The sequence below is a fragment of the Corallococcus sp. CA053C genome, assembly GCF_003611675.1.
GTDB lineage: Bacteria > Myxococcota > Myxococcia > Myxococcales > Myxococcaceae > Corallococcus.
The window spans coordinates 1-16,361 of sequence record NZ_RAWA01000209.1; the positions used below are offsets into that span (position 1 = coordinate 1).

General features: G+C 70.5%; 16 protein-coding genes. 8 read left to right on the forward strand and 8 right to left on the reverse strand.

Translation table 11 applies throughout. From position 1 onward, the window contains the following. The first annotated feature begins 22 nt into the window (after positions 1–22). The 6 genes from D7V97_RS25140 (at position 23) to D7V97_RS25165 (ending at position 5,738) form a co-directional block, all read left to right on the forward strand. Positions 23–445 carry a hypothetical protein gene (locus tag D7V97_RS25140; RefSeq protein WP_120613172.1) on the forward strand — a complete coding sequence of 141 codons (423 nt, stop codon included), beginning with the start codon at positions 23–25 and terminating at the stop codon, positions 443–445. Positions 446–559: 114 nt separating this feature from the next. Beyond that, positions 560–988 carry a hypothetical protein gene (locus D7V97_RS25145; RefSeq protein ID WP_120613173.1) on the forward strand — a complete coding sequence of 143 codons (429 nt, stop codon included), beginning with the start codon at positions 560–562 and terminating at the stop codon, positions 986–988. Between the two features lie 132 nt (positions 989–1,120). After that, entirely contained in the window at positions 1,121–2,776 is a 1,656-nt protein-coding gene (gene hutU, locus D7V97_RS25150) for a urocanate hydratase (RefSeq protein ID WP_120613174.1), read from the forward strand. Positions 2,777–2,786: 10 nt separating this feature from the next. After that, positions 2,787–3,506: a hypothetical protein gene (locus D7V97_RS25155; protein ID WP_120613175.1), complete on the forward strand. Its 720-nt coding sequence runs from the start codon at positions 2,787–2,789 to the stop codon at positions 3,504–3,506. Between the two features lie 3 nt (positions 3,507–3,509). After that, complete coding sequence (hutI, locus tag D7V97_RS25160) at positions 3,510–4,775, forward strand: imidazolonepropionase (protein WP_120613176.1); 1,266 nt, start codon at positions 3,510–3,512, stop codon at positions 4,773–4,775. Between the two features lie 87 nt (positions 4,776–4,862). Then, the gene (locus tag D7V97_RS25165) at positions 4,863–5,738 is read left to right on the forward strand and encodes a class II glutamine amidotransferase (RefSeq protein WP_120613177.1); all 876 of its coding nucleotides are present in this window, start codon (positions 4,863–4,865) and stop codon (positions 5,736–5,738) included. Between the two features lie 18 nt (positions 5,739–5,756). On the opposite strand, the gene tsaE is transcribed toward D7V97_RS25165, so the two are convergent. The 8 genes from tsaE to tilS form a co-directional block, all read right to left on the reverse strand. After that, entirely contained in the window at positions 5,757–6,233 is a 477-nt protein-coding gene (tsaE, locus tag D7V97_RS25170; RefSeq protein ID WP_120613178.1) for a tRNA (adenosine(37)-N6)-threonylcarbamoyltransferase complex ATPase subunit type 1 TsaE, read from the reverse strand. Further along, entirely contained in the window at positions 6,230–7,762 is a 1,533-nt protein-coding gene (locus tag D7V97_RS25175) for an NAD(P)H-hydrate dehydratase (RefSeq protein WP_120613179.1), read from the reverse strand. Before D7V97_RS25175 ends, tsaE begins: the two co-directional genes overlap by 4 nt. Positions 7,763–7,777: 15 nt before the next feature. Beyond that, the gene (locus tag D7V97_RS25180) at positions 7,778–8,152 is read right to left on the reverse strand and encodes a holo-ACP synthase (RefSeq protein WP_120613180.1); all 375 of its coding nucleotides are present in this window, start codon (positions 8,150–8,152) and stop codon (positions 7,778–7,780) included. Between the two features lie 5 nt (positions 8,153–8,157). Further along, positions 8,158–8,883 (reverse strand): pyridoxine 5'-phosphate synthase, encoded by a 726-nt coding sequence (locus D7V97_RS25185; RefSeq protein ID WP_120613181.1) that lies wholly within the window; start codon positions 8,881–8,883, stop codon positions 8,158–8,160. 144 nt (positions 8,884–9,027) lie between these two features. Continuing rightward, on the reverse strand, positions 9,028–10,422 hold the full coding sequence (gene glmM, locus D7V97_RS25190) for a phosphoglucosamine mutase (protein WP_120613182.1): 1,395 nt from the start codon (positions 10,420–10,422) through the stop codon (positions 9,028–9,030). A gap of 167 nt (positions 10,423–10,589) precedes the next feature. Beyond that, on the reverse strand, positions 10,590–11,813 hold the full coding sequence (gene folP, locus D7V97_RS25195) for a dihydropteroate synthase (protein ID WP_120613183.1): 1,224 nt from the start codon (positions 11,811–11,813) through the stop codon (positions 10,590–10,592). Between the two features lie 175 nt (positions 11,814–11,988). Beyond that, entirely contained in the window at positions 11,989–13,905 is a 1,917-nt protein-coding gene (ftsH, locus tag D7V97_RS25200) for an ATP-dependent zinc metalloprotease FtsH (RefSeq protein WP_120613184.1), read from the reverse strand. A 181-nt stretch (positions 13,906–14,086) separates the two neighbouring features. Then, complete coding sequence (gene tilS, locus D7V97_RS25205) at positions 14,087–15,466, reverse strand: tRNA lysidine(34) synthetase TilS (RefSeq protein ID WP_120613185.1); 1,380 nt, start codon at positions 15,464–15,466, stop codon at positions 14,087–14,089. A gap of 471 nt (positions 15,467–15,937) precedes the next feature. Here tilS and D7V97_RS25210 point away from each other — a divergent pair, with 471 nt between their 5' ends. Then, entirely contained in the window at positions 15,938–16,141 is a 204-nt protein-coding gene (locus D7V97_RS25210; protein WP_015350409.1) for a TIGR04563 family protein, read from the forward strand. An 8-nt stretch (positions 16,142–16,149) separates the two neighbouring features. After that, positions 16,150–16,361 (forward strand): TIGR04563 family protein (locus tag D7V97_RS25215; protein WP_120613186.1); only part of this gene is annotated, 212 nt, incomplete at its 3' end.

Here is a 16,361-nt window from a genome sequence, read left to right on the forward strand (position 1 = left end):
TCCCCCCACTGGAGTCCCCACCATGAACGCCTTCCGTTCCGTCGCCGCCGCCGCGCTGCTCCTGTCCACTCCCGCCCTCGCCTGGCACACCATCACGTCCAACCGTGGCCTCTACATCGGCGACAATGGCGTCACCTCCCCGGCGACGGGCGTCGACATGACGATCACCTGGAACGAGAGCCCGGTGTTCGCGTCCGCGAGCTTCAAGGGCATCGCGAACGGCAACAGCTACGACTTCGAGCTCGTCGGCTCGTCCGTCTCGTCGGTCACCTCTTCCAGCATCAACGGCCTGTGGAACATCACGCGCAACGGGGCGCTCATCTGCGCCGGCTGCTCCGGCATGGCCTACGGGCTGGACGCGCCGGTGAATTACGGCATCAAGTTCTACGACAGCACCTACCAGTTCCACTTCAGCGCCTTCGTGGTCACGCGCCAGGACTACTGAGTCCCAGCGACTCCACGGAAAGCCACGATTTCAAGCTTCACGGGGAGCCTGCAGGATGGGTTTCACGCGGAGTGCCCCCCGGCGCTCCGCGCTCATCCCCCAAGGAGCGTCCCCATGAAGGCCTTCCGTCCCCTCCTCGCCGCCGCGCTGTTCCTGTCGTTCCCCGCCCTGGCCGCGGACGTCCACAGCATCTGGTCCAGCAAGGGCCTGTTCGTGAAGGACGACACCGCAGGCTCGCTCCCGGTCACGAGTTCGAACGCGGTGGTCAGCTGGAACGTGGCCACCCGCGCCACGTTCCTGAACTTCCACGGCTTCGCGGGCGGCAACGAGTACGACTTCGAGCTCGTTGGCTCTCCGGCCAGCACGACCATTTATGAAATCACGGGGCTCTGGAACGTCCGCCGCAATGGCGTGCTGGTCTGCGGCGGCTGCACCGGCCGCGCGTACGAGCTGACCGCGCTTCCGGGCAACTACTTCAAGCTCTACACGACCGGTGAGGTCTACGGCTTCGGTGCCTACGTGACGACGCGCAAGGATTACTGACGCACAGCGTCTATCCGGTCCCTGGAGCCCGGGGGCATGGCCTGCACGGCATGTCCCCGCGACCGGGAGGGTTCGGTTAGGGTGCCCGCCCGGGCGCCCTTCCTCGCGCCCTCATTTCCAGGAGCCTTCCGCATGTCCCGCATCATCCGCGCCTCTCGCGGCACCACCCTCTCCTGCAAGGGCTGGGTGCAGGAGGCCGCGCTCCGGATGCTGATGAACAACCTCGATCCGGAGGTGGCCGAGCAGCCCGGGGACCTCGTCGTCTACGGCGGCACCGGCAAGGCCGCCCGGGACTGGCCCTCGTTCGACCGCATCGTCTCCAGCCTCCAGAGCCTCACCGACGACGAGACGCTGCTCGTGCAGTCCGGCAAGCCCGTGGGCATCCTGCGCACGCACCCGGACGCGCCGCGAGTCCTCATCGCCAACTCCAACCTCGTGGGCCACTGGGCCAACTGGGAGCACTTCCACGAGCTGGAGAAGAAGGGCCTGATGATGTACGGCCAGATGACGGCCGGCTCGTGGATCTACATCGGCACGCAGGGCATCCTGCAGGGCACCTACGAGACCTTCGCCGCCGCGGGCCGCTTCCACTTCGGCAGCGAGGACCTGGCCGGCCGGCTCATCCTCTCCGGCGGCCTGGGCGGCATGGGCGGCGCGCAGCCCCTCGCCGCCACGATGAACAACGCCGTGTTCCTGGGCGTCGAGATTGATCCGCACCGCGCCCAGCGCCGCGTGGAGACGCGCTACCTGGACGTGGTGGCGAAGGACATCGACGAGGCCCTGGCGCTGGCGAAGGACGCGCAAGCGAAGCGCGTGGGCCGCAGCATCGCCATCATCGGCAACGCGGCGTCGGTGTTCCGGGAGCTGTACAAGCGCGGCATCAAGCCGGACCTCGTGACGGACCAGACGAGCGCGCATGATCCGCTCAACGGCTACATCCCCACGGACCTGTCGCTGGAGGCCGCGGCGGAGCTGCGCAAGCGCGACCCGGAGGGCTACGTGAAGCGCGCGCGCGAGTCGATGATCATGCACGTGCAGGCGATGAACGACTTCCAGGCCGCCGGCAGCCACGTCTTCGACTACGGCAACAACCTGCGCGGCCAGGCGAAGGTGGGCGGCATGCAGAACGCCTTCGAGTTCCCCGGCTTCGTGCCCGCGTACATCCGCCCGCTGTTCTGCGAGGGCATGGGCCCCTTCCGCTGGGTGGCGCTGTCGGGAGACCCGGAGGACATCCGCCGCACGGACCGCGCGGTGCGCGAGCTGTTCCCGCACAAGGCGTCGCTCAACCGCTGGCTGGACATGGCGCAGGAGCGCGTGGCGTTCCAGGGCCTGCCCGCGCGCATCTGCTGGCTGGGCTACGGCGAGCGCGCCAAGGCGGGGCTCGCGTTCAACGAGCTGGTCCGCAAGGGCGAGGTGAAGGCGCCCATCGTGATTGGCCGCGACCACCTGGACTGCGGCAGCGTGGCGTCGCCCAACCGCGAGACGGAGGCCATGAAGGACGGCTCCGACGCGGTGGCGGACTGGCCCATCCTGAACGCGCTGGTGAACGCGGTGAACGGCGCCTCGTGGGTGTCGTTCCACCACGGCGGCGGCGTGGGCATGGGCTACTCGCTGCACGCGGGCCAGGTCATCGTCGCGGACGGCACGCCGGAGGCCGCGCGCCGCATCGAGCGCGTGCTCACGTCCGACCCGGGCATGGGCGTCCTGCGCCACGCGGACGCGGGCTACACGGAGGCCATCGACGTCGCGAAGGAGCGGGGCGTGCGCATCCCGGGCCTCACCGCCTAGAGTGCGCCGGATGCCAAGCCGGGTCCGCGCAATCGTGATGACAGGGGTGTTGGGCGTGCTCGCGGGCTGTACGCCCACCACCGCCGGGCCCATGGTGATGCGCATGGGCCCGGGCATGCCCGACGAGCGCTTCTACCAGGTGGGCTTCCGCACCGGCCCGCGCCTCAGCGCGCCGCAGCTCTCGGCGCGGGGAGAGCAGGACCCCTTCCAGGGCGACGCGAAGCCGCTGAGCAGCGAACAGTGGGGCATCTCCTACGACGCCGCGCTGACGGTGCCGCTGGCCGAACGGCTGTCCCTGCACGCGGGGCTGCAAGGGGAGTTCTTCCTCGTGCCGGTGCCGGGCTACGGCCTCTACACCGGCCTGTCGTACTACGTCGGCTCGCAGCGGCTGGGGCTGGCGCCGGCCGTCGCGGTGCGGGCCGCGTCGGACTTCGGCCTGGGGGACACGGACAGCACCAGCAGCCTGTTCGGCGTGGAGGGCACCTGTGCCTTCACCGTGCAGCCGGAGGCCGGGATGTCGCTGGGCATCGTGCCGTTCGTCGGCGTGAACCGGTCCCTGGTGAACCCCGGCTCGCAGGTGACGGCCGTGTACTACGGCGCCGTCGTCGCGGCGCAGATCTCCCTGGGTGAAGGCAAGTCGAAGCTGGAGCTGTCCGGCGGCTATGGCCGGGCCCACGCGGGCGGCGCGAGCTGGAACGTGCCCGTGGCCGGAATACGCGGAGGACGTTGAGCCATGGAGCCTTTGGACCTGTGGGTGCGCAACACCTCCGAGGTGCTCACCGTGGAGGGCACGCACCGCGAGCCCGCCGACGTGGCCCTCACCCCGCGCCCGGCCGCCTGCGTGGGCGTGCGCCAGGGCCGCGTGGCCTTCGTGGGCCGTGAAGCGGACCTGCCTCACGGAGCGCTCACGGACGCGACGGAGATCATCGACGCCGAGGGCGGCTTCGTGGGCCCGGGCTTCGTGGATCCGCACACGCACCTGGTCTTCGCGGGTGAACGCTCCGCCGAGTTCGACCTGCGCAACCAGGGCGCCACGTACCTGGAGATCGCCAAGGCCGGAGGCGGCATCGTCAACACGGTGAGCGCCACGCGCGCGGCGAGCGAGGAGGAGTTGGCGCGGCTCGCGCTGCCCCGCATGGAGCGGCTGCTCGCGCAGGGCGTGACGACGGCGGAGGTGAAGAGCGGCTACGGCCTGTCGCTGGAGCACGAGCTGAAGATGCTGCGCGCGGTGCGCCGGCTGGGCGCGCTGTCACCGCTGGAGCTGGTGCCCACGCTGCTGTGCGCGCACGCGGTGCCCACCGAGTACCAGGGGCGGCGCGGCGAGTACCTGGACCTGTGCATCAACGAGATCCTCCCCGCTGTCGCGCGTGAGGGACTGGCGCGCTTCTGTGACGTCTTCACCGAGGACAGCGCCTTCACCGTGGACGAGTCGCGCCGCCTGCTGCTCGCCGCGAAGGCGCTGGGCCTGACGCCGCGCCTGCACGCGGATCAGCTCACCGCGTGCGGAGCCTCCGCGCTCGCCGCCGAGGTGGGCGCCTCCAGCGCGGACCACCTGGAGCAGGTGACGGACGAAGGCATCCGCGCGCTCGCCGCCGCGAACGTCACCGCCGTGCTCGTGCCCACCTCCACCCTCTTCCTGCGCATGCGGCCCTACGCGCCCGGCCGGAAGCTGCGCGACGCGGGCGTCAACATTGCTTTGGGTTCCAACGTGAATCCCGGTTCCTCCATGACGGAAAACCTGGCGCTGGTGCTCGGGCTCGCCTGCCTGGAGAACGGCCTGACGGCCGCTGAAGCCTACTGGGCCGCCACGCGAGGGGCCGCGCAATGCTTGGGGTTGCAACGGCAGGGGCGACTGGCCGTGGGTGATGCAGGCGACCTCGTCGTGTTCGCCTGTCGCAGCTACCGGCACCTGCCTTATCATCTGGGTATCAGCCACGCGCGGGCGGTGGTGAAGGGTGGGCAGGTGGTGTTCCGCGCGCGGATGGAGTGCTGTCCCTGAGTGCGGGCCGCTGAACAACCGGCACCGTCCGAGGGGGCAGGTGGAACTTCCCTCGTGGGCCGGCCGTTGTAGAGATCAGCTGCCACCATGTGCCGACTATTTGGATTCAGATCCGCCGTTCCCGCTGCCGTCCACACCGCTTTGGTGACGGAGAGGAATTCCCTCCTCATCCAGTCGCGTGAGCACAAGGACGGTTGGGGCATCGCCTCGTACGGTCCGGAGACGTCACCCCTCGTCGCGCACGGCGTGGGCCCCGCGCACAGCGACCCCGACTTCGAGCGCGTGTCGAGCCAGGTGTCCGCGCGCACCGTCGTCGCGCACATCCGCCAGGCGAGCGTGGGCGCGGTGGAGATCCGCAACTCGCACCCGTTCCACTTCTGCCGCTGGTCGTTCGTGCACAACGGCACGCTGCGCGAGTTCGGCAAGCACAAGGCCGCCGTGGAAGCGCTCATCCACCCGGAGCTGCGCGTCAACATCAAGGGCACGACGGACAGCGAGCGCTGCTTCTATCTGTTCCTGACGCGCCTGTCGGAGCGGGGCCCGCTGGACGGCCAGGTGCCCGTGGAGGCGCTGGCGCAGGCGCTCGCGGAGACGATGACGCTCGTGTCCGCGATGACGGACGTGCCGGGAAGCCGCGAGCCGAAGGAGCGCTCCGCGATGAACTTCCTCGTCACGGACGGCGAGGCGATGGTGGCCACGCGCCGCAACCGCACGCTCTTCATCTCCTCCGGCCTGGGCGGCTGCCCTGAAGCGCTGCGGACGCCGAACACGGGCGTGCCGCTCCAGCAGTTCCTCGTCGCCAGCGAGTCGCTGTGCGGCGGGCCCCACTGGGTGCCCGTGGACGAGGAGGACGTGGTGGGCGTGGACTCGAAGCTCGTCTTCCACCGCTGGAAGGTGCAGACGCTGGCGGACGGCGTGCTCAACCCGCGCCCGCCGACGCTCCATCACGGCAGCGCGGCCTGACGTAGCAAGCGCGTCGCTTCAGCCAAGCCACGCGTCGAGCAGTGCCGCGGGACGCGCGCCGAAGGCCTCCACTTCGAGGCTCCGCGCGTCCTCCCCTTCATGCCGCAGCGTCACGCGCAGGAAGTCGCGCGGCGCGGCCTGGGGGATGCGGTCCAGCCACTCCACCAGCATCGCGCGCCCTTCATCGAGCAGGTCCATGAACCCGGTGGCGTAGAGTTCCTCTTGGTCGGCCAGGCGGTACAGGTCCGCGTGGTACAGCGGGATGCGGCCGTCGTATGGGTACACGATGGCGAAGGTGGGGCTCGCGACCTCCGAGCTCGCCACGCCCGCCCCTTCCGCCACGCCACGCACCAGGTGCGTCTTGCCCGCGCCCAGGTCGCCCACGAGCCCCACGAAGTCCCCGGGCGCCAGGAGCTGCCCCAGCTTCACGCCCAGCCGGTGCGTCTCCTCCGGTGACGGCGACACGAGGCGCCGCGTGCGCGTGGCCTCGCTCATCGTCCCCACCGGACCCAGACGGACCCCAGGCCCTTGAGCAGGTCCGTGGCGATGAGGCCCATCAGGCCCCGCCGCTCCGCCGCGAGATCGCCCGCGAGCCCGTGCGCGTACACGGCCGTCCACGCGGCCTGAGGCAGCGGGATGGCCTGCGCGAGCAGCGCGCCGCACACGCCTGACAGCACGTCACCAGTGCCTCCGGTGGCCATGCCCGGGTTGCCCGTGGGGTTGATGAACACGCGCCCTCCGGACTCCGCGATGAGCGTGCGCGAGCCCTTGAGCACCACCGTGACGTGGAGCGCCGCGGCGAGCTGCCGGGCCATGCCCACGCGGTGCAGCTGCACCTCCTTCGTGGGCTTCCCGGTGAGGCGCGACATCTCGCCCGGATGCGGCGTGAGCACCACGGGCCCCTTCGCGCGCCGCAGCACGGACAGGTCGTCCGCCACCGCGTTGAGCGCGTCCGCGTCCAGCACCGCGGGCACGTCCACCGCCGCGAGCAGGTCGCCGATGAGCGCGCCCGTCTCCGGTCCCCGGGGGATGCCCGGGCCCATCACCAGCGCGTCCTTGCCCTCCAGCGCGGCCTTGAGCGCCTCCAGGTCGGCCCTGCCCAGCGGTCCGTCACCGGGCAGCGCAAGGCCCATGATCTCCGGCGAGTGCGCCATCACCGCCGGCAGCGCCTCCGCGCGCGTGGCCACCGTGACGAGCCCCGCGCCGCTGCGCAGCGCCGCCAGGGCCACCATCGCCGCCGCGCCCGTCTTGCCCGGGCTGCCCGCGACGACGAGCACGTGGCCGTAGGTGCCCTTGTGCGAATCCGCGCGGCGCACCGGCAGCGCCTCGCGCGCGTCCTTCTCCTCCACCCGGAACAGCTCCGGCCCGGACGCCACGCGCGAGGCCTCGCCGCCCAGGCCGATGTCCACGCGCCGCACGTCCCCGCACAGCGACGCGCCGGGCTCCAGCTCATGCGCGGGCTTGAGGAACCCGAAGGCCACCGTGACGTCCGCCTCCACGCACGGCGTGAAGGGCTCCGCGGTGTCGCTCTGCAAGCCCGACGGCACGTCCGCCGCCACCACCTTCGCGCCCGCGCGCCGCCAGCGCGCCATGGTGCCAATGGCATCCGCGAAGGCCCCTGCCGGCGCGCGGTGCAGGCCGGTGCCGAAGAGGGCGTCCACCACCACGTCACCCGGGCCCGGCTCCGGCAGCACCTCGAAGGCGCGGGGCGACTCACCGAAGCCCTCCAGCGCCGTCAGGTTGCGCTTCGACTCCGGCGACGTCTTGGCGCTGTCCCCCACCAGCGACACCACCACGCGCGCGCCGCCCTCCAACAGGAAGCGCGCGGCGACGAGCCCGTCCCCTCCGTTGTTGCCCGGCCCGCACAGCACCGTGAAGCGCGCGCCCGGCGCCGCGACGCTCCGGGCGGCCTCCGCGAGCGCGCGGCCCGCGTTCTCCATCAACAGCCCGGAGGGCATCCCGTGATGCTCCTGGGCGGCCGCTTCGGCTTCACGCATCTGGACGGCGGTGAGCACGCGCTGCATGGCTTCAACCCTCCCCTACTTCGTCTGGAGCACCACCGTGGCCGCGGCCACGCCCGCATCATGGGTGAGCGCGAGCATCGCGTCCCACCCCCGCGCTTCCATCACCTCGCGGGCCACGCCGGAGAGCACGAAGCGCGGCGGACCGCCCTCGCGCACCACCTCCATGTCCCGCCAGCGGACCCCGGGCGGCGCGCCCAGGGCCTTCACCAGCGCCTCCTTCGCCGCGAACCTCGCCGCGAAGGCACTGGCCGCGTCGGCGCGGGGAGCGCAGTAGGCGCGCTCGCCGTCGGTGTACACGCGCGCGAGGAACGCGTCCCGGCGCGGGCCGTCGAGGATGCGCTGGATGCGCTCGATGGAGCAGAGGTCCAATCCCAGGCCGACGATGGGCATGCCGGCTACCCCGGGTCGCGCATCAGGTCCAACATCTCCCGCACCGCGCGCTCGAAGCCCACGAGCACCGCGCGCCCGACGATGGCGTGCCCGATGTTGAGTTCGTCGATCTCCTGGATGCGCGCGATGGCCTGCACGTTGTCGTAGTTGAGCCCGTGGCCCGCCGCGACGCCCATGCCCAGCTTGGCGCTCGCCTTGGCCGCGTCCACGATGCGCGCCAACTCCCGCGCGCGCTCCTTGTCGTTGCGCGCCTCGCAGTAGCGCCCCGTGTGCAGCTCCACCCGGTCCGCGTTCACCTTGTGCGACGCGCGCACCTGGTCCAGGTCCGGGTCGATGAACAGCGAGACGGCGATCTCCCCGTCCTTGAGGTTCTTGATGATCTTCGCGATGGATTCGCGCTGGCCCGCCACCTCCAGGCCGCCCTCGGTGGTGAGCTCCTCGCGCCGCTCGGGCACCAGCGTCACCACGTCCGGCTTGTACTCGTAGGCGATCTTCACCATCTCCGCGGTGGCGGCCATCTCCAGGTTCAGGAGCGTCTGCACCGTGTCACGGAGGATGCGCAGGTCCCGGTCCTGGATGTGGCGCCGGTCCTCGCGCAGGTGGATGGTGATCTGCCGCGCGCCCGCGAGCTCCGCCAGCGCCGCCGCCGTCACCGGATCCGGATACACGGTGCGCCGCGCCTGCCTCAGCGTCGCCACGTGATCCACGTTGACACCCAGTCGCTGTCCCATCGACCCGCTCCTCTACCTGGCGCGCGGTGCGGGATTGTCCGGGGCCCGGGCACGCGCCGGCCCCTCTATTCGTGGCCGGCGTCCGGAAGTCAACCGTCCTGCTCGGGGAGCAGGACGGAAGGCCCGTCTTCCGAGCCGTTGGGGCTACCCGTTGAGGGCCTTGGAGAGCGCCTCGACGATCTCCCGGGCGTAGGCCTCGTTGCGCACGGCGTCCTCGCCCTCAATCAGGACGCGGGCCTTGGGCTCGGTGCCGGAGAAGCGCACCAGCACGCGGCCGGCGTTGCCCAGCTTCTGCTCCACGTTCTTGATGGCCTTCATCACGGTGGGCAGCTCGCCCAGCTCGCGCTTTTGCTTCACCACCACGTTGAGCAGCGTCTGCGGCACGGGCTGGAAGATGGACGCCAGCTCGCTCAGGGGCTTGCCCTGGCGGCACATCACCGCCAGCAGTTGCAGCGCCGCGAGGGTGCCGTCGCCGGTGGTGGTGTGGTTCAGGAAGATGAGGTGGCCGCTCTGCTCGCCGCCCAGGCTGTAGCCATTGCGGCGCATCTCGTCGACGACGTGACGGTCGCCCACGCGGGTGCGCGCGACCTTCACGCCCCACTGCGCCACCGCGCGCTCCAGGCCGATGTTGCTCATCACCGTGGCGACGAGCGTCTTCTTCTTCAGCTCCTTGCGCGCGACGAGCTCACCCGTGCAGATGGCCATGATGGCATCGCCGTCCACGACGTTGCCCTTCTCGTCCACGACGATGAGGCGGTCCGCGTCGCCGTCCAGCGCCACGCCCAGGTGCGCACCGTGCTTCACCACCGCCTTGGCCAGGCCCTCCGGGTGGAGCGCGCCGCACTTGTGGTTGATGTTCTTGCCGTCCGGCGACACGCCCAGCGCGATGACCTTCGCGCCCAGCTCCTCCAGCACCGCGGGCGCCGTCTTGTAGGCCGCGCCGTTGGCGCAATCCACCACGATGGTCATCCCCTCCAGCGTCAGCTCGCGGGGGAAGGTGGCCTTCAGGTAGACGATGTAGCGGCCCCGCGCGTCGTCCATGCGGACGGCGCGGCCGATCTTCGTGGCCGTGGGGCGGATGTTGTCGATCTCCCCGCTGGAGACCAGCTCTTCAATCTTGGCTTCCGTCTCGTCCGGCAGCTTGAAGCCGTCGCGCCAGAAGAACTTGATGCCGTTGTCCTGGTACGGGTTGTGGGACGCCGAAATCACCGCGCCCGCGTCCGCGCGCATGGACGTGGTGAGGTTGGAGATGCCGGGCGTGGGCAGCGGGCCCACCTGCTCCACGTCGACACCCATGGAGATGAGGCCCGCGGACAGCGCCTGCTCCAGCATGTAGCCGGACAGCCGCGTGTCCTTGCCCACGATGACGCGGTGACGGTGGGGGCCGCTGCGGATGAGGTACGCGAGCGCGCGACCCAGCTTCATCGCGACCTCGGCCGTCATCGGATAGACGTTGGCGACACCACGAACGCCGTCCGTCCCGAACAGCCGCTCCGACTTCTGCGCTTCCTTGGGGGGCATGTCCATCCTGTACGCCATGTGTGCCGCTCCACCTTTCCCATTGCCGGCTGTGCTCCGGCCACTCTCACGTCCGGGGCCTTATACCCCGTCCGGCACGTGGGCTCGAACCTAGGGACGAGGTGCCACCCAGGCAAGCACCCAGGCGTGCGCGCTTGGAGGCTTTGTGACATCCGGGCTTGCACGGGTCAGCCGCCATACAGGTCACCCCCACCCCGGGCCCGTCGGATGGCATCCGCCACTGCAAGCGCATCACGCACCTCCGTCACGTCGTGCACCCGCACCACGTCCGCGCCGCCCATCACCGCCATCGCCGCCACCGAGCCCAGCGTGGCCGCCAGCCGTTCGGTGGGGCCCCTGCCGCCCGCCAGCTTCCCGAGGAAGGACTTGCGGCTCGTCCCCACGAGCAGCGGCTGCCCCAACCCGCGCAGCTCCTCCAGCCGGCGCAGCAGGAAGAGGTTGTGCTCCAGCGTCTTGCCGAACCCGATGCCCGGGTCCAGGAGGATGCGCTCGCGAGGGATGCCGGCGTCCGTCGCCTGGAGCATCCCCTCCTCCAGGTAGTCCATCACCTCGCCCACGACGTCCTGGTAGTGCGGCGTCTGCTGCATCGTCCGGGGCATGCCCTGGGTGTGCATCAGGCAACACGCGGCGCCCGCGGCGGCCACCACGCGGGGCAGCTCCGCGTCGAAGTGGAAGCCGGTGACGTCGTTGATGAGGTGGGCGCCGGCCTTGAGCGACTCGGCCGCCACCGACGCCTTCATGGTGTCCACCGAGAGGGGCACCGACGTGCGCGCGCGCAGCCCCTCCACGACATGGAGCACGCGCTCCAGCTCCTCGTCCGCGGGCACCGGGAGCGAGCCCGGCCGCGTGGACTCACCGCCCACGTCGAGGAGGTCCGCGCCGGCCTCCGCCAGCGCGACCCCGTGCTCCACCGCCGCGTCCACGTCCAGGTAGCGGCCACCGTCGGAGAAGCTGTCCGGCGTCACGTTCACCACGCCCATGACGTACGTGCGCGTGCCCCACTCGAACGAGCGTCCGCCCAACTCCAGGATGCGGGGCGGCTGGATGTTCAGCACGGACTCCAGGACGCGGGCCAGGGCATCGGTGCGGGGCGACTTGCGCGCGAGCGTGATCAGCCGCTCGAACTGCTTCCGGCTGCCGGACAGGAACGAATCCCCTTCACGGCCGAGCGACTTGCCCGACACCCAGGCCGGGAACTGCTCACGCTCGCGGGTGCCGTGCCCGGGCACCAGCTCGTCCTCGTAGGAAGGCCGGCCGCCCGTGATCAGCACGTGCGCATGGCCCAGCTCGCGCGACAGGTGCTGGCAGGCCCGCGCGGGCAGGTTCAGACGACGCAGGGCCAGCGACAGGTCGTCGGGACGGTCACGCGAGATGAGGCGGGCACGCAGCACGGTCAGAGGCCCCCTGGGAGCGCGGGAAGGACGCGGCGCCCCAGTGTCGCCGCTTCCCCCGGCCCACGAAAGGACCGACGACGCCCTCCCGTGAATGCAGGAGCGCCAAAGCAGAAGGCCCTCCCCGGCAATCGCGGGAAGGGCCTTCGTCACTTCGGCGGGTGCCTGGGAGGCGTCAAGCCTTCTTCGGCTCCATGTTGGGCAGGCCCTCGAGCGCGTCGAGGATCTTCCGCTTGTCCTTCTTCTCCGTCGGCTTCGGCGTGGAGCTGACGCGCGGGGGCGGACGCTCACGGGTGAGCTGGCCGCCCTGCAGGATGATGTTCACGTCCTCGGCGTCGAGCGTCTCGTACTCCACCAGGGCGTCGGACACGCGCTGCAGCACGTCCATCTTGTCCGTCAGCAGCTGCTTGCCGTGCGTGTAGCAGCCCACGACGATGCTGCGCACTTCGGCGTCGATCTGCCGGGCCGTGTCCTCGGAGTAGTCCTTGGACGAGTTGAAGTCGCGGCCCAGGAACACCTCACCGTCGCTCTTGCCGAACGCCAGCGGGCCCATCTTCTCGCTCATGCCCCAGCGGCACACCATGGCGCGCGCCGTCTCCGTCGCCCGCTCGATGTCGTTGGCCGCGCCGCTGCTCATCTCGTTGAACATGATCTCCTCGGCGATACGGCCACCCATCGCCATGGTGATCTGATCGAGGATCTGCTTGCGGTAGCCGTTCACCTTGTCCTCGGTGGGCAGGGACCAGGTGACGCCCAGGGCCTGACCGCGCGGGATGATGGTGACCTTGTGCAGCGGGTCGCAGCCCGGCAGCAGCTTGGCGAGGAGCGCGTGACCGGCCTCGTGGACGGCCGTGTTCCGCTTCTCCTTGTCGGTCATGATCATGGACCGGCGCTCCGGGCCCATGAAGACCTTGTCCTTGGCCTGCTCGAAGTCCGTCAGGTCCACGCGCTCCTTGTTCTGGCGCGCGGCCATCAGGGCCGACTCGTTGACCAGGTTCTCCAGGTCCGCGCCCGTCATGCCGGGCGTTCCGCGGGCGATGACCTCCAGCTCCACTTCCGGCGCCAGCGGCACGCGGCGGGTGTGCACCTTCAGCACGCCCAGGCGGCCCTTGAGGTCGGGACGGGGAACGATGATGCGGCGGTCGAAGCGGCCCGGGCGCTGGAGCGCCGGGTCCAACACGTCCGGACGGTTCGTGGCGGCGATGAGGATGACGCCGTCGTTGGACTCGAAGCCGTCCATCTCCACCAGCAGCTGGTTGAGCGTCTGCTCGCGCTCGTCGTGACCGCCGCCCAGGCCCGCGCCACGGTGGCGGCCCACGGCGTCGATCTCGTCGATGAAGATGATGCAGGGAGCGTTCTTCTTGCCCTGCTCGAACAGGTCGCGCACGCGGCTGGCGCCGACGCCCACGAACATCTCCACGAAGTCCGAACCGGAGATGGAGAAGAACGGGACGCCCGCTTCACCGGCCACCGCGCGGGCGAGCAGCGTCTTGCCCGTGCCCGGAGGTCCCATCATCAGGACGCCCTTGGGGATGCGGCCGCCCAGCTTGGTGAACTTCTTGGGGTCCTTGAGGAAGGCGACGATCTCCTCCAGCTCCTCCTTGCACTCGTCCACGCCGGCCACGTCCGCGAACGTGACCTTGTTGTGGCTCTCGCTGAGGAGCTTCGCCTTCGACTTCCCGAACGTCATCGCCTTCCCGCTGCCGCCCTGGAGCTGGCGCATGAAGAAGATGAAGAACAGGAACAGGAAGACGACGGGCATCCACTGCCCGAGGATGGTCAACCAGAGGCTGTTCTGCTCCTCGCGCTCGTACTTCACGTCCACGCCCGCGGCGCGGAGCTGGTTGAGCACGGCCACGTCCGGCGGCGGGCCCGTGGTCCGGAACTTGTCGTTCGAATCGTTGAACGTTCCGGAGTAGGTGTTGCCCTTGACGGAGACGGCCCGGACCTTCTTGTCCTCCACCTTGGTCAGAAGCTGGGTGAAGGTCGGTTCCTGAACCTGGTCGTTGCCTTGCGAGAAGAAATTGTAGAAGGCGACGAAGAGGACGATCAGGATGACCCAGAGCCCGATGGTCTTGTAGGTCGAACGCACGTTTCAGCTGCCCTTTCGGTACTCGGCGGGATGAGGGCCGTGCCAGGAAGAACCCCGGCGATGTTCGTCATGTGCCCGGCGCCCGCCAGTGTGCAGGCCAGCGACGGACCGTATCAGCAACAGTAAAAAGCCCTCAACTATTTAGGGGTCCGCGACCATCCCCTGTTTCGAAGCATCGACTCTATAACGGAGGGGTCTTTCGTTCGCTTGGGGCCGGAGGCGTGGCCCAGAGCGACTGTCGGGAAGCCACCGCGCGCGCGTCCGCCTCCAACACGGCAGGCGACACCGCGGGTGGCGTGAGGACGCCCGGAAGCCACAGCAGCCCGCCTCGCGCGTCCACCACCACCGGCTGCGCGGCGCGCGCCTCCGAGGGGACGCGGGCATCCACGAGCACGTCCTGCACCTTGCGGTGCCCCGAATGCGTCTGGACGCGATCCCCCGGCTTGCGGGAGCGCACTGTCAGCGGCCACGCCGTCTCCTTCCCCAGCGCAATGCCCAACACACCCGGGGGCCTGGATCCTTCCGCCACCTGGAAATGCCACGCGCCGAAGTCGCCCGCCGCGCCCTGCCCCGCGAGCACGAGCGCCCCGGGCGGCGCCTCCGGAGGCCTCCCCACGCAGCGCACCCGCCCGCCCGTGGTCTTGAGGTGCCACCTGCCGCTGAGCGCCGTGGAGCTTCCCCGGCGCACCGCGTCCATCCCCCGCTCCAGCGTCGCGTGGTCCACGTGAAGCCCGGCCGTGCCCAGCAGCCGGGCGAGCACGCGGCGCTGAAGGGGCGCCTCCAACGCGCGCACGCCCACCGCGTCCAGGCCTCCTCCTGGCAGGGACAGCCGCTCCCAGGAGGCGTCCGCCAGCCGTGCGAGCAGTGACTCGTCCTCGGCCGCGAGGCGGGCGAAGTTCGCCAGGTGCTCCAGCGTGCTGAACCCCGCGGCCTCATCCAGCGCGGGCAGCGCGCCGGTGCGCACGCGGGTGCGGAACAGCGCCGGATCCGCGTTCATCGGATCGCGCACGAAGTCCAGGCCCTCGGCCCGCAGGAACGCGAGCACGTCGGCGCGGGAGCACGCGAGCAGGGGGCGGATGAGCGTGGCGCCTTCCGCATGGATGCCGCGCGCGCCCCGGAGCGCGGTGCCGCGCGCCAGCCGCATCAGCAGCGTCTCCGCCTGGTCGTTCATCGTGTGGCCGGTGGCCACCGCGTCCAGGTTGTGCTCCTTGCGCAGCACCTCCAGGGTCGCGTAGCGGGCCTCGCGGGCCCGGGCCTCCACGCCGGGCCCCGGCGACAGCGCGAGGCTCCGCACGTGACAGGCAAACCCCAGTCGGGCGGACAGGCGCGCGACGGCCGCCACCTCGTCCGCGGCCTCCGCCCGGAGCCCGTGGTCGAACGTGGCGACCTCCACGCGCAGTCGCAGCGAGTCCCGGATGCGCGCGGTGCCCGCGAGCAGCGCGGTGGAGTCCGCGCCGCCGGAGATGGCCAGCAGCACCGAGCGGGCGGCGAGGCCGTGGGCGGCGTAGGCCCGGGCGAGCAGGGCGGGCAGCGCGGGGCGTTCAGGAGACTCGCGGGGCATGGGACCGGCAAAGGAATGGAGGGGCGGGTGACCGGGTTACAGAGTCGCGGTGGCAGGAAGGTGGGTGGGGGTCGGCGGCATGATCCCCACAACGGGCGGACGCGGGGCGGAAATAGAACGCTGCCCTGGGGTTGTTGGTCGGACGTTCTGAAACTTCATGCTGTTGGGCCTAGGGGTCCCCCCCCTCCCCCTCTGGGCCCACGGGGCCGCTTGGAGATTCGCTCCTGGCGGTCCCTCTTTCCGAAACGCCCCGGCTTCCTTCGTGGAGGCCGGGGCGTTTCCTTTTCGCGCACACACCGCCACCGGCCCGCCCCCCTGTATCTCCGGTACCCTGCACTGTCGGAAGCGGAGCGTTCAGCGGACGAGCGCACGCACGAGTGCTCCGAAACCGTTGACCCTTCAGGGAGTCTGTCGGATAACCGCCCCGGTGTGTTCAGGTCGTCACCTCGAATCCGCCCCGGAGACCCAGGTATGGCAGGCACCGACAAGCGCAAGCAGTCGCTGTACTTCCCCGAGGAGATGCTGAAGGAGATCCAGGAAGAGGCGAACCGGCAGGACCGGTCCCTCTCGTGGGTGGTGCAGCAGGCCTGGAAGATCGCCCGCGAGCGCATCAAGTCATTCCCTGCCGTCAATGACGTCACTGGCGACGAGCGCCAGGACCCTCGCGAGGAGTAGCCCCGGCAATGGCCACCACGGATCATCGCAAGCAGTCGCTCTACTTCCCCGAGGACATGCTGGAAGAGATTCAGCGCGAGGCGAACCGGCAGGACCGTTCGCTCTCGTGGATCGTCCAGCAGGCGTGGAAGGTGGCCCGCGCCGACATCCGCCGGATGCCCTCGGTGAACGACGTGCTTGGCCCCCTGCCGCCCCGGCAGGTGGCCGCCGTGGCCCCGCC